This is a genomic window from Cohnella faecalis (genome assembly GCF_003570905.1).
GTDB lineage: Bacteria > Bacillota > Bacilli > Paenibacillales > Paenibacillaceae > Cohnella > Cohnella faecalis.
Genome location: NZ_QXJM01000032.1, coordinates 36,388 through 58,448, shown reverse-complemented (window position 1 = coordinate 58,448; position 22,061 = coordinate 36,388). Strand labels below are relative to the sequence as shown.

The window sequence follows — 22,061 nt, the reverse complement described above, 5'->3', positions numbered from 1 at the left end:
GTTCGTCTCAGGAGGTGCGGGTTAAGCCCAGCCATGCGTAAAATTTATATTTTCGACACGACACTTCGCGACGGCGAGCAATCGCCGGGCGTCAATCTGAACACGCAAGAAAAAGTGGAAATCGCCCTGCAGCTCGAAAAGCTCGGCGTAGACCGCATCGAAGCCGGTTTCCCGGCAGCTTCTCCGGGCGATCTGGCCGCCGTCAACGCGGTTGCCCGCGCGGTTAAGAACGCGACCGTCATCGGCCTCGCCCGTTCGCGGGAGCAAGATATCGATGCCGTACGCGAAGCCGTGAAAGGCGCTCAGGATCCGGGTATCCATCTGTTTCTCGCGACCTCCCCGATCCATCGCAAGCACAAGCTGCGCATGGAGAAGGAGCAGGTGCTCGAGACGGCTGACCGGATGATCCGTTACGCGAAGCAATATTTCGACAAAGTCGAATTTTCACCGGAGGATGCGGGCCGAACCGAGCTCGATTTCCTATGCCAGGTAACGGAGCTCGCGATCAAAGCGGGAGCGACGGTCGTCAACATTCCGGATACGGTAGGTTATTTGACTCCTTATGAATACGGCAACATTTTCAAGACGTTAAAAGAAAACGTGCCGGGCATCGAGACGATTCAGCTTTCCGCCCACTGCCACGACGATCTCGGCATGGCGACGGCGAACGCCCTCGCGGCTATTCTGAACGGCGCCGATCAGATCGAAGGAACGATCAACGGCATCGGCGAACGAGCGGGCAATACCGCTTTGGAGGAAGTTGCTCTAGCGCTTGAGACGCGTTCGGATTATTTCCAGGCGAAGACGACGCTGAATTTGAAAGAGATCGCCAAAACGAGCCGTCTCGTCAGCAAGCTGACGGGCATGCCCGTACCGGGCAACAAGGCAATCGTCGGCGCGAATGCGTTCGCGCACGAATCGGGCATTCACCAGGACGGCATGCTGAAGGAGAAAACGACGTACGAGATCATTTCTCCGGACACGATCGGTCTCAAGGACAGCAAGCTCGTTCTCGGCAAGCATTCCGGACGCCACGCGTTCCGCGAGAAGCTGGTCGATCTCGGCTACGAGAGCTTGAACGAAGAGCAAGTGAACGCGGCGTTCGGCAAGTTCAAGGATTTGGCCGACCGCAAAAAAACCGTCAGCGACGAAGACATTCGCGCTCTTCTCGAAGAGAAGCTGACCGAGACGCCCGAAATATACGCGCTCGAACAGCTTACGGTCGCGTTCGACAGCCATGAGACTCCATCCGCAACGGTGCGGCTGAAAATCGCTGATCGTGGCATCGTCGAGAAGCAGTCCAAAGGCAACGGCTCGGTGGACGCCATTTATCAGGCGATTGACGCTTTGGCGGCCGAAGCCGTAGAGCTGGACGATTATTCGATCAAATCCGTTACCGACGGCACCGACGCCCTTGGCGAGGTGCATGTCGTTCTGAAGCAAGGGGAGCTGTCCGCGCAAGGCCGCGGCGTCAGCACGGACATCCTTGAGGCCAGCGCGCGCGCGTATGTGGACGCTCTGAACCGGCTTGTCGACAAGCGCAAAGCGCCTGCCCGCGGCCGCAGAGACAATATGACCTTGATCTGAGAAATGGGGAAGCTTGCATGAACTATCCATTTTCCGCAAGACTGGGCACCTTCTCGTCTTCGGCGGTTCGAGAAATTTTGAAGCTGACGCAGTCCAAGTCGATCATCTCGTTCGCGGGCGGATTGCCGGCCGAAGAGCATTTTCCGGTCGATGCCGTGGGCGAAGCGTTCCAGCGCGTCCTTGCCGCGGGCAACAGCGCTTTGCAATACGGGCTGACGGAAGGCTATTTGCCGCTTCGCGAAAGTATTTGCCGACGCATGAAGAAGAAGGGCGTCACCGTTACACCCGAAGCGATGCTGCTGACGACGGGCTCGCAGCAGGCGATCGACCTGTTCACGAGAATTATGATCGATCCGGGCGACGTCATTCTGGTCGAACGCCCGACGTATTTGTCAGCGCTTCAAGTATTCCGTTCCAACGGCGCGACGGCGGTGTCCGTCGACGGGGACGAGGACGGCCTGAATCTCAAGGATCTCGAAGAGAAGCTTGAGAAATACAAGCCCAAAATCGTCTATGTCATCCCGACATTTTCGAATCCGACGGGGAAAGCATGGAGTCTCGAGCGCCGCAAGGGCGTGCTTGAGCTGTGCCGCCGGGCGGGAGCTGTCATTTTGGAGGACGATCCTTATGGAGAGCTTCGCTTCGGCGACGACTCGCTGACCTATCCGTCGCTGTTTTCGCTCGATCAACACCCGAACGGCTCGTGCGTCGTCTATACGAGCACGTTCTCCAAGACGGTTGCACCGGCTCTCCGCACCGGCTGGGTTATGGCCGATCCGGAGATCATCCGCAATATGGCCCGCGCGAAGCAGGCGGCCGATCTGCATTCCAGCTCGCTGGATCAGCAGACACTGTACCAACTGATCGAACATTACGATCTGGACGGTCATATCGAATTCGTGCGCAAAGAGTACGAAGCGCGTATGCGACAGATGGCAGAGCTGCTGGAGCAGCAGCAATGGCCTGGCGTTACCTGGAACGAGCCGAAGGGCGGCATGTTCTTCTGGCTCGAGCTTCCGGAAGCGGTAGACACGGCGGAGCTGCTGAAGACCGCCGTCGAGCTTGGCGTGGCGTTCGTTCCGGGCGGCACGTTCTACGCGGAAGATCCGCAGAAAAATACGATGCGGCTGAACTTCACCCATACCGATTACGAAGGAACCATCGTCGGAATGAAGCGTCTGTCGCAGGCGCTGGAAAGCGTTCTGGTCAAGTGATTGGGAAGCCATGAAGAGAGACTATTCCAGGCCCGATGCGGCCGAGGAATAGTCTTTTCGTTGCGAGATAGGCGATACCTATAGAGACCATAGCTATTATCTATTTTGCCACTGAGGACGAAATGTGCTACAAATGAGAGAGAATATCAAGGGACAACCTATAGGAGTGAATACGGAAATGGCAGAAGTGAAAAAAATCGCCGTTATCGCAGGCGACGGAATCGGACCCGAAGTGGTCGCGGAAGCGGAAAAAGTACTTAAAAAGACGGAAGAGCTGTTCGGCTATCAATTCGAGCTGGAGCACGGCTTGTTCGGCGGGATCGCTATCGACGAGAAAGGAACGCCGCTTCCTCAAGAGACGCTCGATTTGTGTAAAAAGGCAGATGCTGTCCTGCTCGGAGCCGTAGGCGGTCCGAAATGGGACAACAATTCGAAGGAGCTTCGTCCGGAAACCGGCCTGCTCGGCATTCGCAAAGCGCTCGGCTTGTTCTCCAACATTCGTCCGGCGGTCGTATTCGACTGCCTTAAAGATGCTTCCACGTTGAAGCCCGAAGTTCTGGAAGGAACCGACCTCATCGTTATTCGCGAGCTGACGGGCGGCATCTACTTCGGCGAGAAGTTCCGCCGCGACACCGAGAACGGTCAAGAAGCGGTCGACACTTGCGTCTATAACGTTACCGAAGTCGAGCGCATCGTGCGCCAAGGGTTCGAGGTTGCCCGCACGCGCCGCAAAAAGCTCGCGTCCGTCGACAAAGCAAACGTGCTTGAGACGTCCCGCCTGTGGCGCGAGACGGTTAACCGCATCGCTCCTGAATATCCGGACGTTGAAGTCGAGCACGTGCTCGTCGACAACTGCGCGATGCAGTTGCTGCGCCGTCCTTCCAGCTTTGACGTCATCGTAACGGAAAATATGTTCGGAGACATTCTGAGCGACGAAGCGGCTATGCTGACGGGCTCCATCGGCATGCTGCAATCCGCCTCCATGGGCGAAGGCAGCTTCGGGCTGTACGAGCCTGTTCACGGCTCCGCTCCCGACATCGCAGGTCAAGGCATCGCGAACCCGATCGCGACGATTTTGTCCGTCGCCCTCATGTTCCGTCTGACGTTCGGCTATGCCGAAGCGGCTGACGTCATCGAACGCGCGGTCAAGAACGTTCTTGACGCCGGCCACCGCACGGGCGACATCGCCGTCGACAAGAGCAAGTCGATCGGCACGGTTGCGATGGGCGAATTGATCGTGAACGCGATGGCTCGCTAACTTAATTAAAATAATTCTAATAAGATAATGATTACATCTTGACGCGAGCTTGCCCGAATGTTACGATTTTGTTCGTGAACATGACGCACCGGCGACAAGGCCGGGCTGAATAGGAGGATGTAACAATGGCAGAACGTTTGGTAGGTCGTCCGGCTCCGGACTTCAACTTGGAGACTGCTCTTGGCAACGGCCAGGAATTCGGTACGGCTAAGCTGTCCGATTACAAAGGCAAATGGCTCGTATTTTTCTTCTATCCGCTGGACTTTACATTCGTATGCCCGACGGAAATCACGGCGCTTTCCGATGCGGCTGACGAATTCCGCAAGCTGAACGCCGAAGTTCTGGGCGTCAGCGTAGACAGCAAGCACAGCCACCGCGCTTGGATCAACACGGCCAAGAACGACAACGGTCTGGGCCAATTGAACTTCCCGCTCGCTGCCGACATCACGAAGCAAGTCGCTCGCGATTACGGCGTTCTGATCGAAGAAGAAGGCATCGCGCTTCGCGGCCTGTTCATCATCGATCCGGACGGAGAGCTGAAATACCAAGTCGTTAACCACAACGACGTAGGCCGCAGCGTGGAAGAGACGTTCCGCGTGCTGCAAGCTCTTCAATCCGGCGGACTGTGCCCGATGAACTGGAAACCGGGTCAAGGCCACCTCGTAGCGAAATAAGAGGCGTTCCTACGCCGATTTTTCAAAAACCGCCATTCATCCTTCACCGGGTGAATGGCGGTTTTTTTATGTAACGACGTGCCGCTGGCTCACAGGCTTATCGGTAACAGACTATGACTCTCCAAGTTAACTTATCGATTGTAACGGATGCATGACGGCGGCTGGCAGGGGAATTGTGACGCATTTGATCACAACGGAGGCTGTCGGCGGTTAATCGGGGAGTAAATGTGACGCATACGAGCACAACGGAAGCTGTCAGCGGGGAGTTGGGGAGTAATAGTGACGCATATGAGCACAACGGAGGCAGTCAGCGGGCAGTCGTGGAGTTAATGTGATGCATATGAGCACAACGAAAGCTGTCGGCGGTTGGTTGGGGAGTAATTGTGACGCATTCGAGCACAACGAAAGCTGTCGGCGGGGAGTTGGGGAGTAATAGTGACGCATATGAGCACAACGGATGCTGTCGGCGGTTGGTTGGGGAGTAATAGTGACGCATATGAGCACAACGGAGGCTGTCCACGGGGAGTCCTTGAGTAATTGTGTCGCATATGAGCACAACGAAAGCTGTCGGCGGTTGGTTGGAGAGTAATAGTGACGCATATGAGCACAACGGAGGCTGTCCACGGGGAGTCCTTGAGTAATAGTGACGCATATGAGCATAACGGATGCTGTCGGCGGTTGGTTGGGGAGTAATAGTGACGCATATGAGCACAACGGAGGCTATCGACGGGGAGTCCCTGAGTAAATGTGACGCATACGAGCACAACGGAAGCTGACGACGGGGAGTCCTTGAGTAAATGTGACGAATACGAGCACAACGGATGCTACCGGCGGATAGTACCTCGACGCAGGCTGCTGGTATTTGTCGGGCGGCGGCTTGTTGTCGGACGAAGAGATGATCAAAGAAGCGGTGACAGCCGTGCAATAAGCAAGCCTTGCCTGTCCGCCGAGCGGGCAGGCATTTTCTTCTAAGGAGATTATTGAGCGAAAAAGGCAGGAATCCGCAAGTTGGGTATAGAATATAGAGAGTAAATACGAAGCCGGATTGGCGTGTTGGGAGGGGAAGTCGATGAGCTTTTGTTGCGGCGCCAGCATGATCGGAACGAAGGGAACCTTGAAGCATTACCGGACGCGGATTCACAACGTACCTATTCTGTTTTGCCCGGTTTGCCATCGGGTGGAGGTTCACTATTTGGTGGAGAACGAATACGAAATCTTGGCGGAATACGCTCATGGCGACGGCGCTTCCGAAGTCGATTTCCACGATTACGTGGATGAGTCGGACAAATCCCTGAACGAAAATTCGGTCAACAACGAGAACGAAGACCCACTAGCCGTTGTCCAGAGCCAGATTGATATGGCGCTCGACCTGCTTACGTTCGCGCGAGAGCTCGGCGACTCCGAATGGGAGCAGCAGCTCAAGCGGCGGCTGGGCGTGCTCAGCCAGCGCCGGTTCAAGCTGCGGCAGAAGCGAACTTCCGGCGGAACGAAATAGAGTGCCGGCAGATGAGAGATTGTATACGGACCGTCCGGCTGCGGAATTCGTTCCGCCAGGCCGAGCGGTTCTTTCTTTTTTTTCGAACGTACCCCCCGAAACGAATGGACGCGCGCGAATGTTATGACTGAGGGGTGAGCGAGTGCTGCTCTTATTATGGAGAAAGTGGTTTCCCCTGGAGGAGGACGGCGTCCGCAAGGACGACGGCTCTCCTGAAAGCATGGTGGCGGCTATTCAAGCCGGCGACGACGGCTTGCGCAACGAATTGATCGCGAAGTACAAACCTTATATTGCCAAGACGGCAAGCCGATTCAGCCGGCGCTTCATCGATCCGGAGCGGGACGACGAATTCAGCGTTGCGCTCGCGGCGTTCAATGAGGCGATTTCCAGTTTTTCCCCGGATGGAGGTCGCCGTTTTTTGGGTTTTTCGGAAAAGGTCATTACCCGAAGGCTGATCGACTACGCCAGACAGGAAGGCAGACATTCGGCTTCGATTCCTTACAGCGCGGTTGCGGGCAATGGCAGCGAAGGAGCGGACAAGCTCGACAAAGTCGAAGCGGTTCAAGCATTGGAAGTCTATGAACAGCAGCGGGAGGCGGAAGAGCGCAGAACGGAAATCGTCGCTTTGCAGCAGCAGCTCGACGCCTACGGCATAGGCTTCCCGGAGCTGACGGAGCAGTCGCCCCGCCATGCGGATTCCAGACGGGCGCTCCTGAAGCTGGCAGGCTTGCTGGCGCAATCGGACCCCTTGTTCGAGAAGCTGGCGGACAAAAAGCAATTGCCGGTCAAGGAGCTGTGCGAGACGGGGAACGTCTCCCGAAAGACGGTCGAACGCCATCGGAAATACATTATAACGGTTGCGCTAATCGCAAGAGGGCCGTTCCCTTTTTTGAAGGAATATATCGGAATGAATCGCGGCGGAGAGGAGGGAATCTGAATGAGCCAAGGCATCGTGATGAGCATCGACCGGTCTACGGCGGTCGTGATGACTTCGGACGGACGATTCGTTCGGCTGAAAAAGACGGATCGACATGAGCTGGGCCTGGAGGTAGCTTGGGATTCCTCCGAGCTGGCGAGCAGCGGGAGCTACGGTTTGGCCGTACGCAAGGCGATAATCGGACTCCCTCGCCGATGGGTTCTAACGGCCGCCTCTGTCGCGGCGATGTTCGTTCTCTTATTTGGAATCTGGTCGCTTCGCCCGCCGGAAGTGGTCGCTTACGTGAGCATGGACATTAATCCGAGCGTGGAGCTGGGACTGGATTCAAAGGAGCGGGTGCGGGTGCTCCGGGCTATTAACAGAGACGCTCGGCCGATTGTCGAAGGGATCGCCTACAAAGGCCATTCCATCGAAGACGTGGCGCGGCAATTGGCCGATAAGCTGGCAGAGGCCCGTGTGCTGAGCGAACGGGACAGCGAGGTTGTCATCGCAAGCGTCCCCGTTAAACAACTGGACAGCGAATGGGAACGGCACGTGACGGGCGCCATCGAGAAGGCGTTGTCGGAGGCCGCTTCTCCCGCAGCGGGCGGAAGCTCGTCCGCCTTGCGAGTGACGAAGATTTCGCTGCCTGAAGAGGTACGGGAGGAAGCGAAGACGTACGGCGTATCCTCCGGCAAAATGGCATTCTGGCTGAAAGCGGAAAGCGAAGGCCATGAGGTTTCGCTCGATACGCTCAAAAAGAATTCCCTCAAAAAAATCGCTTCTTCCTGGGGCGGCGTCGACAAAGTGATGACGGGAGACGTCGAGGCTCCTTCGGAAAAGGACAATATCGCGACCGGGAAAAACGATGCAAAAGAAAATAGCGGCAATCAAGCGAAAGACGATAAAAAAGAAGACGACGATTGGAAGAAGCTGCTCGATAATCTGAAAACGAAAAAAGATCAGAAGCAGCAGACGAAACAGACGAATCAGACGAAGCAGTCAAATCGGCCGAAGCAGGAGAAAAACAAAGAAGATTCCGAAAAGAACAAGCCTCAGAAAGACGACAAATCCGATTCGAACAAGAGCGGCGGTCGGACGCAACAGGAAAATACGAAGCAAGATTCGAAGCAGGAATCCAAGACCGACAAGGAAAAGGGACAAAAAGGGAGAGAAACGGATAAAAAACGCGACGGTGAGCAAGAGAAGGAGCGGGATTCCAAGAAGATCAGCTCCAAAAAGCAGGACTCGAAGCCTACCGTCGATCAGCCCGAAATGAGCGGATCGGGACATAAGAACGAGGACGCGCGGAACAAAAATCGGGATCGCGATCGCAATACTCGCCATAACGACGACGATAAAGGAGGCAAATCATCCCATCAGCCGTAAATAGCGGCGATTGTTCGGCAGAAGTCGACAACTTCTCTCGTTGACAGTTTTACCAAACAATGTCTATGATTATCTTGTTTTTCAACAGATACATACGCATTGTATGGACGGGAGGGGTCGATCCATGGTGGCATGGAGGACACGCTATACCCCTATTTTAGCGGAGTTCGTTCGGTCCGGCGGCAACGACGCTTATGCCGAGACGGTGGATTTGCGTCGGGAATTGAAGGATGTGCCCACGAAGGACATTGTGGAGCATCATGACGAGACTGTGCGATTCTTGCTTTCGTATGCGGAGCCCGAAGACCGGATGACATTGGTTCACCGGTCTCTTCTGTTTATTACCGATATCTTGTTTGCGATCCGGATGCCGGAAGTGGCGGTGGCGCGCGAACAGCCTGAAGCCGATCGTCTTCGAATCGCGGCTCTTAATTCCGTTCCGCTCGAGGAGTCGGCGCCGAATAAGTTCGAGACGGTTCTTCAGCATATGGACAGCGGTATCGCACTGTTCGACAGCGCGGGCAATTTGCGGTTTTTGAACGTTCAGATGTCCAAGCTGCTGCAGGTTCCGCGTCGTTCGTTAATCGGCTGTACGCTTCGGCAGCTTTTTTTCCATCCCCATTTGAAAAGCCACACTCGAAAAATGTTTCTGCGAATGTTCAAGGAAATGGTGCTGTACCGCCGTTTTCACGGCGAATTTCAGAACGTCCACGGCAAATTTCTGCTCGTAAGCATATCCCGGATCGACGAACTGGACGGCGATTATCTGATCAGCGTGAAGGATGTGTCCGAATACAAGCAGATCGAGCAGACGGCTTTCCAGAACGACAAGCTGGCCATGCTCGGCAAAATCGCCGCAGCCATTGCGCATGAAATCCGGAACCCCCTCACTTCCATTCGGGGCTTTATCCAGCTGCTTTCCCCCTATTTGAAGGAAATCGGCAAGCAGGATTACGCCCGAATCATCCTCTCGGAAATCGACAGAGCGAACGATATTATTTATGAATTTTTGAACTCATCAAAGCCTTCCGCTCCGATGAAACAGACGGTTCTGGTCGGCCTTCTGATCAAGGAGACGATTTTGCTGCTGGAGAGCGAAGCCCATATGAAGGGGTGCGAGCTTCATTGTGAAATTTTCGACCCGTACGTAACGATCGGGATCGACGTGAAGCAAATCAAGCAGGTTCTCCTCAACATTATGAAAAATGCAATGGAAGCGATAGAGGAAACCGGGGACGGCCGTCGCGGACGAATCGATATTTCCGCGCGCAGAGAGGGAAGGTACGCTCTTATTTCCATCAGGGACAACGGCAAAGGGATGGAGCGTACGACGTTAAACCGGCTGTTCGATCCTTTTTTCACGACAAAAGACGACGGGACGGGACTCGGGCTTTCGGTCAGTTATCGAATCATTAATAACCATGGGGGGATTATTCACGTAGACAGCGTTCCTAACGAAGGGACGGAGTTCATGATCTATTTGCCTTATACCGATATCAAGGAGTAGAATCGGGGTAAAACATAAGGCATTGGGTGTGATGTCATGGAATGGTCAGGATGGCAGGTCGAATGGTCGGTGGCGAGAGCGGACGTGGAAGCTGCGCGCGGCAACGGGCCAATTGCCGAGGCAACAATCGTATTTGCGAGTCCCGAGGATATGAAAGGCACAGGCGTTTGGGTACACCCTGCGCTTGACGGCGCGCTCCGCGACTTGTTTCGTCGCGGATCTTTTGGCGCGAACGCCGGGGAGACGGCGATGCTGCCTTCGCTCGGCTTATTGCCGGAAGCTTACGTAATCGCTGCCGGGCGCGGAGCCGCATCGTTCGGAATTCGTGAGCTTCGCCTTGCGGCCGGGGCGGTCGGAAAGGCATTGGCCGGACTCAAGGCGGAGTCGGCAACGTGGGTCATCCCTGCAGCGCTTACGGCTGACGCTTTCGACGGGACCGTCCCGGAAGCCGCATCGGCCGTCGCGGAGGGGCTGCTGCTCGCCAGCTACCGGAGAGACAGCCGTTCCGCGGAGGGGAGGAAGCTGCCTTCGCCAAAGCTTTTTTTCGATCTGGAAAATGGCGAGAGCGCGGATGCTTGGAGTCGCGGATTCGAACGCGGCGTCAAGACTGCCGATGCGGTCTGTTACGCCCGCGAGCTGACGAACTTGCCGGGCAACAGGCTGACGCCTGCAACTCTCGCGGAAGAAGCGGAATCGCTGGCGGAGCGCTTCGGACTCGAGTGCCGGATTTACGACGAGATCGAGGCTGCGGCCGAAGGAATGGGCGGCTTGCTTGCCGTCGGTCAAGGCAGCGTCAATCCTCCGAGAATGATCGTGCTTCGCCATAAGGGAGCGCCGAATTCCACGGAGACGATTGGGTTGATCGGCAAAGGAGTTACGTTCGACACGGGCGGCATTTCCTTGAAGAAGCCGGAAGGCATGGAAGAGATGATCTCCGACATGGGAGGCGCCGCGGCTGTACTCGGCGTTATGCGGGCGGTTGCCGAGCGCAAGCTGGCTGTCAATGTAACCGCTGTTATTCCCGCAGCCGAGAATATGCCGTCGGGCAACGCCTTCAAGCCGGGGGACGTCATTCGCATGTACTCGGGCCAGACGGTCGAGGTGTTGAACACGGATGCAGAGGGCCGTCTCGTCCTGGCCGACGGCTTGACGACCGCGATCCGAGCGGGTGCGACGCGATTGATTGACATCGCGACTTTGACCGGCGCTGTCATGGTAGCCCTTGGAGACGTCACTACGGGCGCTGTCACGAACGACGATACGTGGCTGTCACAGCTTGACCTGGCATCGCGGCGCGCCGGGGAATACTTGTGGCAGCTTCCTGCGCATCCCGAGTACCGAAAGGCACTGCGGAGCGACGTAGCCGATTTGAAAAACATGGGCTCGAAGTGGGGCGGTGCGATTTTCGGAGGCTTGTTCGTAGGCGCGTTCGCGGAGGATCGCCCATGGATCCATCTGGACATCGGCGGCACCGCATGGATGTGGAGCGACCGGGATTTGGAGCCGGCCGGCGGTACGGGAGTTATGGTCAGAACTCTAATTGAATATTTGGAATCCGAGGCATTGGCGGGAGCGTAACATTTTCATTCGCATCTTATGGGGGAACACCAATGAACCGTTACTTGCACGCTATCCGTCAAATGACGGAAATCCGCGCCAAGGAATCCGCAAGCCGCAGAAGTCTGCGCATTTCGCTGTTGGAAGGATTGCCGGCAAGCATTTTGGCCAATTTGCTCGGAGGTCCGTTGCAAACGCTGTACTTGACCTATTTGGGCTTCAGCGCCTTTCATATCGGTCTCGTGCTGGCTATTCCTCCGTTCACGCTTCTTATTCAAATCGCCATTGCGTTCGCCATGCAAAAATGGCAGGATCGACGATTTTACATTACTCTATTCGCTGTCGTCCACCGCTCGTTATGGGTGGCGACCGGACTTATTCCCTTGTTCTTTCCCGAGGATTCGTGGGTTCCGATCTATATCGCGCTTTGGCTGTTGTCGATGGCCAGCGGCCAAGCTGCGGGGATTATATGGACCTCGCTGATGGCCGATGTCGTTCCGCCGTCCATTCGGGGCAAATATTTCGGCATTCGCAATATGAATAGTTGGGCAGTCATCTGCTTTACGCTGCTCGCCGGAGGCCAGATCATGGAATGGCTGCCGGGCGCCGAGGATTCGTCGTGCTGTTCGCCGTCAGCGGAGCATGCGTCCTGTGGAACGGATGGCTCTTGTTGCGGTATCCGAATCCGCCGTTCGAGCCGGCGGCCGGCGGGCCGTCCTTTTCCATGCTTCTCAAGCCGTTCGCCGACCGGATGTTCCGCTCCGCTACCTTCTTCATCGCGTCGTTCATTTTGGTGCAAAATATCGCCGTTCCGCTTTTTTCCTATGTCATGCTCAGCATACTGGATATGAACGCCTCCGAAGTGACTTTGATCATTATGCTGCAAAACATCGTCATGATGATCAGCTATTATTACTGGGGAGTGTTGAACGGTCGTTACGAGAGTCAAACGCTGCTCTTGTGGACGTTCCCGCTTATAGCCGCCTCCTGCTTCGCATGGGTCGGCATGGCGGCGTTGCCCGCGCTTGCGGTGCTGATCGTCGTCCACATTCTGCTCGGCTTTGGACAAGCGGGGTATAACCTGCTCGTATTCAACTTTCTGATTGGGGATTCGCCGAAGTCCGAACGACCGATGTACGTAGCGGTGTTTTCGGCGTTGACCGGTCTTGCCGGATTTTTCGGCCCGGTCATCGGCGGCTGGCTGTACGGGCAAGCGGAAGGCGGTCCGGAATGGGTGCAGCGCTACGGGCTTACGGCATTGACGGGACTGGCGATGCTCGTGCTGGCGCTTGGGGCGGCGCCGATCGTATTCCGCAAGAGGAGCGGCTGCCAATCGACTCATGGAGCGTGATATAAAAGCGGAGGACGGTGGAAGAACTGTTAAAGCTTGAATCGGAAGTATCGAGACTGCTTGCCAGATGATCTAGAAGCGAAGCCATATGGATAAGCCTCCGAAAGGGGGCTTTTTTGCGCGGGTTAGGGACGATAGCTTCCGCATTTTGTATAATGGAGTAATCATCAGGAGCAAGGGGAATGTCCTCCAGTGAAATTAACCGAAATCGAAATGTTCAAAGGACTTTCCAATCTCGAGCTGTCGAAGCTGCTCGGAAAAATGGACAAGCTGAGTCTGGCTCCGGGTGCCGTCCTGTTCGAGCAGGGCGACGCCGGTGACAGCATGTATTTGATCGAAAGCGGGGAAGTGGAGCTGTTCGCCCGAGCGGACGGAACAAGTCACTCGCTTGCTCGCTTGGAAGAAGGCGGAAGCCTTGGGGAGATGGCGCTTCTAACCGGAGAGACGCGGTCGGCGACAGCGGTGGCGTCTACGGATTCGGTGCTGTACAAGATCGATCGCGAGACGTTCGATTGGCTCGTCGCGGAACAGCCGGGAATTTCCGCGTATTTCATACGCTTATTGTCCGAACGGCTGATCCGAACGAACGACAGCCTTCAAGCTTCCAAGGAGTCCAAAGTTTTATGGATCCGGCAGCAGTTGGAACAGTTGCCGGACGAATGGGTGCAGTTTCTCGTATGGTGCGAAAAGCTCCCGTATATAAGCGAAAAGCTGGCGCTGGAGCGGTTCGGCTACAACCTTGTCTCGACGACGTCGAAGTACCCTGATCTTTTGCATTTCCTTCATGTTGAGAATAGGAACGAGAATCGGGAGACCGAAGGGATCCGACTGAAAAGCGAAGTACGACCGGTGCTCTCGGATTACGGCGTCGAGAAGTACGGTTACGATCGGAAAAAGACGTGGCTGGAGGAAGCGGCCGCCTTTTATGAGTCCGAAGGAGATTGGCAGGGAGCTCTGGCGCTTTCGGTTGAGCTGAAGGATTTCGATGCGTTTTTGCGGGCATTCGATCTGCTCCATTCCCCGTTGACGAGCGCTGAAGAAGCGCGGCTGGCGCGTGCGTTGAAGCGATGCCCGGCGGATTGGCTCGTCTCCCGGTATAGCGTGCTGGAGAGAGTTGTAACGAGCTGCTTGAACGACAGCCGTTCGTCTGAATTCGGGCTGGCTGTTATCGAGAGCGCGCTCGGTCGGAGCGGCTCTTCTTACAAGGGGGCGGAGCTCGTCGCTCTTTATGAGGGGGCATCGGGGTTTTGCCGGATTTTGAATCGGAAGCAGCAAGCGATGGAATATTTGCGCTTGGCCGAGGAGGCTGCCGGTTCCGCTTCGAAAGGGACTGCAGTCGCCGATACGAACGATGAGCGGCATTACAGCCTCGCCAAACGGAAGCTGGCCGCGAACCGAACCCAATTTCTCGCTGCTCAGGCGAACCGGCTGGCCGAATCCAACTCATGGACGGGGTGGCTTGCCGTCGCGCTTGCCGTTGGGTGCATACTGCTCTTTCACTTTCTTCCGGAGCCTGCCGGATTATCGCGCGGTGCTATGGATTTTATCGGGATCGGTTTGGCGGGGGTCATTCTCTGGATCGTCAACATCATACCGGATTATATCGTCGCCTTGGGGATGGCGATGCTATGGGTGCTGTTCGGCATCGTGAAGCCGGAGTCGGCGTTGTCCGGCTTTTCCTCGCCAACGTGGCTTTATATGATTTTCATTATGGCGCTCAGCGCCGTCATTACGAAGTCGGGTATCTTGTATCGGCTCTCCTTGCACGCTCTGAAAAGGTTCCCTCCCCACTATAGGGGGCAAATAAGCGGAATCGTAGCCGGTGCGATCGTACTTAATCCGCTCATCCCATCCTCCTCCGCAAAAGTATCGTTAGGGGTTCCCATCGCGAGGTCGCTGGCGGAGTCGCTCGGCTTCAAGGACAACAGCCGAGGAGCGGCGGGACTGGGCCTTACCGCCATGATTTTTTACGGGTTTACCGCCCCTTTCGTTATGACGGGGTCTTACACGAACGTGATGGCTTTTGGGCTGGCCACGGGTCATTCGACGGTATCGTGGCTTCAGTGGGCTTTGTACGCGCTCCCTGCGTTTTTCGTCTTTGCGGCGGTTATGCTGGCTGTGCTGGGGATGATGTTCAAGGGAGTCTCGACGACAAAGGGCATTTCCTTGAAGGTGCTGGACGAACAGCTCCGGCTGCTCGGGCCTCTTTCGTCGGAAGAACGAATCTCGATCGGGACGGTCGTCGGCTGCGTGTTGCTCATGATGCTGGAGCCGCTTCACGGCATCGACAGCGCCTGGGTTATGTTTGCGGGGTTCGCCGTGCTGGTCGTTAGCGGAGTTCTCGACTCGCGCACATTAAAGTCGGGCATCGACTGGACCTTCCTGTTGTTTCTCGGGGTCGCCTTCAGCTTTGCGAATGCGGCCGGAGAGCTTGGCATCGCCGATGCTTTGTCGGCTTTTCTCGGCGATCATATGGGAATGTTCATTTCGTCGCCTATGCTGTTCCTGGCCATAGTCGTCCTGCTTTCGTTCGCGGTTACGCTGGTCGTACGGGACGACCCGGCCGTCATCCTGCTCGTAACCGCGCTTATTCCGCTCGCGGATCAGGCGGGCATTCATCCCTGGATTGTCGTGTTCGTTATTTTGCTTTCGACGGATCCGTTCTTTTTCTCGTATCAGTCGCCTACTTACTTGACGGCCTACTACAGCTCCGAAGGGAAATCGTTCAGCCATCGCCAAGGCCGCATGGTCGCGTTAGGCTACGCGCTCGCTGTCTTGGCGGTCACGATTGTGAGCGTTCCTTACTGGAAGTGGCTCGGACTCATTCATTAGCTATTTCGCTTTGAAAATGGTACGCCGTACCGCACATTCGCTGAAAGTCACGCTGGAGCGCCGAATAGTGGTATGAGGTACCAGCATGGTTAGAGGCGAGGGATCTCATCGAAAACGAAGCAACGTCGCAACATAAAAACAGCCCGGACGCGCGATTAAGCGCGTTCGGGCTGTTTTTCGTATGTCGGGCGGGCGGTCTGCCCGGGAGCGCGGCAGGAGAGGCGCTGGACGAGCTTCGTATCGACTCGCGTTTTAACCGAGACGTCGGCGTTCGTCTCGATTTGTTCGACGAGCAGATCGACCGCCGAGTAGGCGAGCTTGGATTTTTCGACGTGGACGGTCGTCAGCTCGGGCGATACGATAACCGCCTCCGAAATATTGTCGAAGCCGACGATGGAGACGTCCTCCGGCACGCGCTGGCCGAGCTCGGTCAGCGTCTTCAACGCGCTGATGGCGATGTAGTCGCATTCGCAGAACAGGGCGGTCGGCAGCTTGCCGTACGTTGCCAAATAGCGCTCGAACTGCTCCTTCATTGCTTCCTGCGACGAAAGAATCGTCGGCGCCACCGCGAACGTTCGCTCGCTTGCAATCTCAAGGCCGTTTTCTCGGAGAGCGGCTTCGAAGCCTTGCTTGCGCGCATCGAAGTTATGAATGCGGACATTCGAGGCGATGTAACCGATGTCGCGATGGCCCATTCCGCATAAATACGCTCCGGCCTGGTAAGCGCCCATCGCGTTGTTGATTTCCACGAACGAGACGGGCAGCGTCTCGAAGCAGGTATCCAGGACGACGAGTCTAGGAAGCTTCTCGGCGACATCCGCAATATGCTGCCTGCTCAAATTCGTTCCTAGCAGAATCACGCCGCTTGAGCGGTTCTCCTCTACGATGGCGGGTATGGAACCGATCGATTCCATGTCGACGGAGGTGAATTGAAGCGTGAAGCCCTTCGAGCGGCAACGTTCCTCGATGTAATGAATGAGCTCCCGGAAAAAAGGCTGCTGATAATAATGCTCCAGCACGATGCCGGAGTTCGCGAATACGAGAAAAAGCAGCGAACGAGAAAGCTTGTCCGCAGAGACGGGCGCTTTCGCTTTCCCTTCGTAACCGTGCTCGTTCGCGATTTGAATGATCCGCTCGCGCGTCTCGGCGCCGATGCCGGGCTTGCCGCTAAGCGCAAGGGAGACGGCGGATTTCGAAACGTTGGCTAATCGCGCTATATCTTCCATTTTCATAGGAGGCCTCTCCGTTCATAACGAATAAACTCAACTTTAGTTACGTTTAGTTTACAGTCGTTTAGTTATTTTCGCAACCATTCCTAGCATTTGTTTAGTAAACAAAATCAATTATTCAACTAAATTTTAATAAAAAATCGCATTGACGACACGGAAAAGGGGTGATAGTATCAAAAACAAGAAGGATACCACTTAACTTATTGAAAATATTTTAGTTTAGTTTAGTAAAATGGGGGGCGAAACCATATGAAAAAGTTGAAGCTCGGCTACGCGCCGACTCGGCGATTCACATTCAGCGAAGTCGATGCGTTCAAGTACAAGGTGCTTATTCGCGAGAAAATGGAATCGTTCGGGATGGACATCGACATCGTCGACCTCGAAGGGCTGAACGAAGAAGGTTTGCTCTATGACGACCACATCGGCGCAGATCAAATCGTCGACCGGTTTCGCAAGGAGGATGTAGACGCGGTCTTTTTCCCTCATTGCAACTTCGGGACCGAGGACACGGTCGCTCGCGTAGCGAAAGCGATCGGCAAGCCGACGCTGCTTTGGGGACCGCGCGACGAGGCGCCTCTTGAAGACGGCATGCGGCTCCGCGACACGCAATGCGGATTGTTCGCGACAGGCAAAGTTTTGCGCCGCTTCAACGTGCCGTTCACATACGTGACGAACAGCCGCGTCGACGACCTCGTCTTCGAAAGAGGGTTCAAAAATTTCGTTGCCGCCGCCAACGTCGTCCGCCAATTCCGTAAGCTGCGCATTTTGCAAATCGGGCCTCGCCCGACTTCGTTCTGGACGATGATGTGCAACGAGGGCGAGCTGCTGGAGCGGTTCGGCATCGAGCTTTATCCGATCACTCTCATCGACATCCAGAACGCCGCGAAAAAAGTGGAAAAAGCAAACGGCCCGGCGCTGAAAGAAGCGGTCTCCTACATTCACAACAAGCTCGAAGTGATGGCCGAAGTTCCGCCCGAAGCGGTTACCCGCGTCGCCGCGCTGAAGGTTGCGATGAAAAACTACGCCGAAGCGTCGGGCAGCACCGCGATCGCGATTCAATGCTGGTCCGCTTTGCAGGATGCAATCGGCATTATGCCTTGCCTCGCCAACGCGATTCTGACGGACGAGCAAATTCCGGTTACTTGCGAAACCGATATTCACGGCGCAATTACTTCCGTTATGGTACAGGCGGGCGCGATGAACGAGGCTCCGACCTTTTTCGCCGATCTTACGATTCGCCACCCCGACAATCCGAACGGAGAGCTGCTGTTCCATTGCGGCAACTTCCCGGTATCGCTGTCCGTCGAGGACAAGCCGAAGATGCGCCGTCATTTCCTTTTTGACGATCATGCTCCGGGAACTCACGAAGGCGAAATTCGCGGCGGCGATATGACGTTGGCCCGGTTCGACGGCGACCACGGCGAATATTCGCTGTTCCTCGGCAAAGCGAAAGGCATTCAAGGCCCTTATACCCGCGGCTCTTATGTGTGGGTTGAAGTTAACGATTGGCCGCTGTGGGAAGAAAAATTGGTCAAAGGACCTTATGTCCATCATTCGGTCGGCATTCATGCGAACGTTATTCCCGCGCTGTACGAAGCGTGCTCCTATATTCCGGGCTTGACGCCCGATCCGGTCGACCCGACGGAAGCGCAAATCAAAGCCTGGCTGAGAGGAAGTGTGTAAGATGGCAAACGCAACGGCAACCGAGCTAAAGCTGAAGGCGATTCAAATCCGTCAAGATTTGCTGCGTCTTATCCACGATGCCAAGATGGGCCATACGGGAGGCTCGTTAAGCAACACTGACGTGCTGACGGCGCTTTATTACGGCGTTATGCGTCACGATCCCGCCCGTCCCAAGTGGGAGGATCGCGACCGTTTTATCGCCAGCAAAGGCCATTCGGTCGAATCGCTGTGGTGCATTCTCGCCGATCTCGGTTATTTTCCGAAAGCCGAGCTTAGCACCTACTGCCAATTCGGCACGCGCCTGATCGGACATCCGAACAACAAGGTGCCGGGCATCGAGATGAACACCGGGGCGCTCGGCCATGGCTTGTCCGTATCGGTCGGCATGGCTCTGGCGGCCAAAAAAGACAATCGTCCTTATCGCGTCTTCTGCATCATGGGCGACGGCGAGCAGGCGGAAGGCTCCGTCTGGGAGGCGGCCATGGCGGGAGCGCATTACCGGCTCGACAATCTGGTCGGCATTATCGACCGCAATCGGCTGCAAATTAGCGGCACGACGGAAAACGTCATGGGGCTAGACCCTCTCGACAGCAAGTGGGAGGCGTTCGGCTGGAACGTCGTTTCAATCGACGGTCACGATTATGACGAGCTGCTGCATACGTTCGAATCGGCTCCCGCGCAGCCAGGCAAGCCGACTCTTGTCATTGCCAACACGGTAAAAGGCAAGGGCGTTTCGTTCGCCGAGAACGTGCCCGCGTGGCACCATCATGTGCCGAACGACGCCGAGCTGGCGCAAGCTATCGAGGAATTGACGGCTGCGGCTTCCGCGCTTGAAGCTACAGCTGCGAAAGGGAGTGGAACGAATGGCTAATACGATTCCGAATCGGCAGGCGATGTGCGAAAAGCTGCTGGAATTGGCCGGAGAAGATCGGAACATCATGGTGCTGACAAGCGACTCCAGAGGGTCGGCGGCAATGGGACCTTTCGCTAACAAGTTCCCGGAGCAATTCGTGGAAACGGGTATCGCCGAACAGAACATCGTCGGCATAGCGGCGGGTCTCGCGCATAGCGGCAAGATCCCGTTCGTCACGTCCCCCGCCTGCTTCCTGAGCATGCGCAGCATCGAGCAAATTAAAGTCGACGTGGCGTACTCGGGCACGAATGTGAAGCTGGTCGGCATTAGCGGCGGCGTCAGCTACGGCGCGCTCGGCATGTCGCATCATTCTTTGCAGGATTTTGCGGTTACTCGCGCGATTCCGGGGCTTGCCGTTGTCGTTCCGGCGGACCGCCACGAGACAAAGAAGCTAACGGAAGCTCTCGTACAGTATGAAGGCGGAGCCTACGTCCGTATCGGACGCAATCCGGTCGAGGATGTGTACGAGTCCGAGGATTACGAATTCGTAATCGGCCAAGCAGTTCGAATGAAGGAAGGCGGCGACTTGACGATCATCGCGGCAGGAGAGACCGTCCGCGTAGCGCTTGACGCGGCGAAGCTGCTTGAAGAGCGCGGCATCCGCGCACGCGTTCTTAACATGCATACGATCAAGCCGTTGGACGTGCAGGCGATCGTCGCTGCCGCGGTTGAGACGGGTCTGATCGTCACGCTGGAGGAGCATAGCGTTCACGGCGGTCTCGGAGCGGCCGTTGCGGAAGTAACGTCGCAGCATTGTCCCGTTCCGGTTCATATTCTCGGAATCCCGGACGAACCGGCGATTGCGGGCAAGACGTCCGAAATTTTCGCCCATTACGGCATTACGTCCGAGAATGTCCGAGACATCGCGGTCAAGCGTCTGGAAGCGAAGGCTGTAAAAGGATGAGCGGCGGCGACCGCTTCCTGCTGACCGTCGATCAAAGCACGGCGGGTACGAAAGCGGTGCTGACCGATGCCGACGGGCGCATTCGCCATCGGCACGGGGTTCCTCACCGGCAGATTTATCCCCGGGACGGTTGGGTCGAGCACGACCCGATTGAGCTGTACGACAACGTGAAGACCGTCATCAGAGACGTTATGGAGAAGGCGAACGTCGGCGAGGAATCGATCATAGGAGTGACGATTACGAACCAGCGCGAGACGGCCGTCGTCTGGAATCGGCGCACGGGGCTGCCTGTCGCGAATGCGATTGTGTGGCAGTGCCGCCGAACGGCCGATTTTTGCGACAAGCTGAGACGGGAAGGCCATGAGCCGCTTATTCGGGAAAAGACGGGGCTGCTGCTTGATCCTTATTTTTCCGCCGCCAAATGGCGTTGGCTGCTCGATAACCGCGAAGACGGGGCATCGGACGATGAGCTGCTCGCTGGCACGATCGACAGCTGGCTCATATGGAAGCTGACCGGCGGCCGCGTGCACGCGACCGATTATACGAACGCAAGCCGTACCCAATTGTTCAATATTCATACGCTGCAATGGGATGAAGAACTTGCCGAGCTGTTCGGAGTGCCGATTTCCATGCTGCCGGACGTATACCCGAGCGACCGGATTTACGGCTGCATCGAAGACGTCGGGCTATTCGCGTCGCCGATGCCGATCGCCGGCGTAATCGGCGATTCGCAAGCCGCCTTGTTCGGCCAGCAATGCTTGCGGCCGGGCATGGCCAAAGGGACGTACGGAACCGGCACGTCTGTGCTGATGCACGTCGGCGACAAGCCGGCCGCGGCGGGAGGCGGACTCGTGTCCGCGATTGCTTGGGGCGCTTTCGGACGGGTGGAATACGCGGTTGAAGCGATTATCCACTCTACGGGCGATTGCTTGAATTGGGCGCGCGATCAGATGGGGCTGTTCCAAAGCTATGACGAGCTGAACCGGGATATCGCGGAAGCGGGCGATACCGGCGGCGTCTACCTGGTTCCCGCCTTCGTGGGGCTCGGCGCGCCGCATTGGAATCCGCGAGCAAGGGCCGCGATTATCGGCATGAACCGGTCGACCGGCCGGAGGCACCTGCTGCGCGCCGCCGTGGAGAGCATCGCTTATCAGGTTGCGGATGCGGTCCGACTGCTGGAGCGCGAGACCGGCATCCCGGTCGGCGAGCTTCGCGTCGACGGCGGAGCATCCGCGAACGAGCTGCTCATGCAGTTCCAGGCCGATTTGCTTAACGCGGAGGTCGTCTGCTCGGAAGCGGCGGAATTGTCCGCGCTCGGCTCCGCGTTCATGGGCGGCCTTGCGCTTGGCGTATGGGATAGCGCGGCGGAGCTGAATCGTTTTTACCGCAGCCGCCGCATCTATCGTCCGGAGATGAACGCAGACGAACGGGCGCGCCTTGACCGGGGCTGGCAAGCGGCCGTCAAAGGCGTGCTTGCGGCGGAAGATCACTTGAACGGCTGACGGACTTGGACATAACAGCAGTGCCCGGAGAATCCGGGTCTACCGTTCCG

Annotated in this window: 17 protein-coding genes; 16 read left to right on the top strand and 1 reads right to left on the bottom strand. The window is 56.5% G+C overall.

What is annotated here, in order from left to right:
• The first annotated feature begins 33 nt into the window (after positions 1-33).
• From D3H35_RS10260 to D3H35_RS10210, 12 genes are all read left to right on the top strand, one after another.
• Positions 34-1,587 carry a 2-isopropylmalate synthase gene (locus D3H35_RS10260; protein WP_119149017.1) on the top strand — a complete coding sequence of 518 codons (1,554 nt, stop codon included), beginning with the start codon at positions 34-36 and terminating at the stop codon, positions 1,585-1,587.
• A 17-nt stretch (positions 1,588-1,604) separates the two neighbouring features.
• A complete protein-coding gene (locus D3H35_RS10255) occupies positions 1,605-2,801 on the top strand; it encodes an aminotransferase-like domain-containing protein (protein ID WP_119149015.1) in 1,197 nt (398 codons plus the stop codon).
• A 178-nt stretch (positions 2,802-2,979) separates the two neighbouring features.
• Complete coding sequence (gene leuB, locus D3H35_RS10250; RefSeq protein WP_119149139.1) at positions 2,980-4,059, top strand: 3-isopropylmalate dehydrogenase; 1,080 nt, start codon at positions 2,980-2,982, stop codon at positions 4,057-4,059.
• A 125-nt stretch (positions 4,060-4,184) separates the two neighbouring features.
• Entirely contained in the window at positions 4,185-4,733 is a 549-nt protein-coding gene (locus tag D3H35_RS10245) for a peroxiredoxin (RefSeq protein ID WP_119149014.1), read from the top strand.
• 1,069 nt (positions 4,734-5,802) lie between these two features.
• On the top strand, positions 5,803-6,228 hold the full coding sequence (locus D3H35_RS10240) for a hypothetical protein (protein ID WP_119149012.1): 426 nt from the start codon (positions 5,803-5,805) through the stop codon (positions 6,226-6,228).
• A gap of 142 nt (positions 6,229-6,370) precedes the next feature.
• Complete coding sequence (gene sigI / locus D3H35_RS10235; protein WP_119149010.1) at positions 6,371-7,165, top strand: RNA polymerase sigma-I factor; 795 nt, start codon at positions 6,371-6,373, stop codon at positions 7,163-7,165.
• Entirely contained in the window at positions 7,166-8,533 is a 1,368-nt protein-coding gene (locus D3H35_RS10230; RefSeq protein ID WP_119149008.1) for an anti-sigma-I factor RsgI family protein, read from the top strand.
• A gap of 124 nt (positions 8,534-8,657) precedes the next feature.
• The gene (locus D3H35_RS10225; protein ID WP_119149006.1) at positions 8,658-10,040 is read left to right on the top strand and encodes an ATP-binding protein; all 1,383 of its coding nucleotides are present in this window, start codon (positions 8,658-8,660) and stop codon (positions 10,038-10,040) included.
• Positions 10,041-10,076: 36 nt separating this feature from the next.
• Positions 10,077-11,618: a leucyl aminopeptidase gene (locus D3H35_RS10220; protein ID WP_119149004.1), complete on the top strand. Its 1,542-nt coding sequence runs from the start codon at positions 10,077-10,079 to the stop codon at positions 11,616-11,618.
• Between the two features lie 32 nt (positions 11,619-11,650).
• Complete coding sequence (locus tag D3H35_RS32235) at positions 11,651-12,448, top strand: MFS transporter (protein ID WP_233567856.1); 798 nt, start codon at positions 11,651-11,653, stop codon at positions 12,446-12,448.
• Positions 12,349-12,948: an MFS transporter gene (locus D3H35_RS32230; protein ID WP_325050039.1), complete on the top strand. Its 600-nt coding sequence runs from the start codon at positions 12,349-12,351 to the stop codon at positions 12,946-12,948. Before D3H35_RS32235 ends, D3H35_RS32230 begins: the two co-directional genes overlap by 100 nt.
• 192 nt (positions 12,949-13,140) lie before the next feature.
• A complete protein-coding gene (locus D3H35_RS10210) occupies positions 13,141-15,780 on the top strand; it encodes an SLC13 family permease (protein ID WP_119149002.1) in 2,640 nt (879 codons plus the stop codon).
• 155 nt (positions 15,781-15,935) lie between these two features.
• Here D3H35_RS10210 and D3H35_RS10205 read toward each other — a convergent pair whose 3' ends face one another.
• On the bottom strand, positions 15,936-17,012 hold the full coding sequence (locus D3H35_RS10205; RefSeq protein ID WP_119149000.1) for a LacI family DNA-binding transcriptional regulator: 1,077 nt from the start codon (positions 17,010-17,012) through the stop codon (positions 15,936-15,938).
• Between the two features lie 246 nt (positions 17,013-17,258).
• On the opposite strand from D3H35_RS10205, the gene D3H35_RS10200 reads away from it, so the two are divergent.
• The 4 genes from D3H35_RS10200 to D3H35_RS10185 are packed head-to-tail and all read left to right on the top strand — an operon-like array spanning position 17,259 to position 22,011.
• On the top strand, positions 17,259-18,692 hold the full coding sequence (locus D3H35_RS10200; RefSeq protein WP_119148998.1) for an L-fucose/L-arabinose isomerase family protein: 1,434 nt from the start codon (positions 17,259-17,261) through the stop codon (positions 18,690-18,692).
• Between the two features lies 1 nt (position 18,693).
• Complete coding sequence (locus tag D3H35_RS10195) at positions 18,694-19,563, top strand: transketolase (RefSeq protein WP_119148997.1); 870 nt, start codon at positions 18,694-18,696, stop codon at positions 19,561-19,563.
• On the top strand, positions 19,556-20,509 hold the full coding sequence (locus D3H35_RS10190) for a transketolase family protein (RefSeq protein ID WP_119148995.1): 954 nt from the start codon (positions 19,556-19,558) through the stop codon (positions 20,507-20,509). Before D3H35_RS10195 ends, D3H35_RS10190 begins: the two co-directional genes overlap by 8 nt.
• On the top strand, positions 20,506-22,011 hold the full coding sequence (locus D3H35_RS10185) for an FGGY family carbohydrate kinase (RefSeq protein ID WP_119148993.1): 1,506 nt from the start codon (positions 20,506-20,508) through the stop codon (positions 22,009-22,011). The genes D3H35_RS10190 and D3H35_RS10185 overlap by 4 nt, the downstream gene beginning before the upstream one ends.
• Positions 22,012-22,061: the final 50 nt, after the last annotated feature.

Bases quoted from the DNA above. Each gene is read 5' to 3' on its own strand.
- D3H35_RS10200 (WP_119148998.1), top strand. From the start codon at position 17,259: ATGAAAAAGTTGAAGCTCGGCTACGCGCCGACTCGGCGATTCACATTC.
- leuB (WP_119149139.1), top strand. From the start codon at position 2,980: ATGGCAGAAGTGAAAAAAATCGCCGTTATCGCAGGCGACGGAATCGGA.
- D3H35_RS32230 (WP_325050039.1), top strand. From the start codon at position 12,349: ATGTTCCGCTCCGCTACCTTCTTCATCGCGTCGTTCATTTTGGTGCAA.
- D3H35_RS10255 (WP_119149015.1), top strand. From the start codon at position 1,605: ATGAACTATCCATTTTCCGCAAGACTGGGCACCTTCTCGTCTTCGGCG.
- D3H35_RS10245 (WP_119149014.1), top strand. From the start codon at position 4,185: ATGGCAGAACGTTTGGTAGGTCGTCCGGCTCCGGACTTCAACTTGGAG.
- D3H35_RS10225 (WP_119149006.1), top strand. From the start codon at position 8,658: ATGGTGGCATGGAGGACACGCTATACCCCTATTTTAGCGGAGTTCGTT.
- D3H35_RS10220 (WP_119149004.1), top strand. From the start codon at position 10,077: ATGGAATGGTCAGGATGGCAGGTCGAATGGTCGGTGGCGAGAGCGGAC.
- D3H35_RS10185 (WP_119148993.1), top strand. From the start codon at position 20,506: ATGAGCGGCGGCGACCGCTTCCTGCTGACCGTCGATCAAAGCACGGCG.
- D3H35_RS10260 (WP_119149017.1), top strand. From the start codon at position 34: ATGCGTAAAATTTATATTTTCGACACGACACTTCGCGACGGCGAGCAA.
- D3H35_RS10195 (WP_119148997.1), top strand. From the start codon at position 18,694: ATGGCAAACGCAACGGCAACCGAGCTAAAGCTGAAGGCGATTCAAATC.
- D3H35_RS10240 (WP_119149012.1), top strand. From the start codon at position 5,803: ATGAGCTTTTGTTGCGGCGCCAGCATGATCGGAACGAAGGGAACCTTG.
- D3H35_RS10205 (WP_119149000.1), bottom strand. From the start codon at position 17,012: ATGAAAATGGAAGATATAGCGCGATTAGCCAACGTTTCGAAATCCGCC.
- D3H35_RS10230 (WP_119149008.1), top strand. From the start codon at position 7,166: ATGAGCCAAGGCATCGTGATGAGCATCGACCGGTCTACGGCGGTCGTG.
- D3H35_RS10190 (WP_119148995.1), top strand. From the start codon at position 19,556: ATGGCTAATACGATTCCGAATCGGCAGGCGATGTGCGAAAAGCTGCTG.
- D3H35_RS32235 (WP_233567856.1), top strand. From the start codon at position 11,651: ATGAACCGTTACTTGCACGCTATCCGTCAAATGACGGAAATCCGCGCC.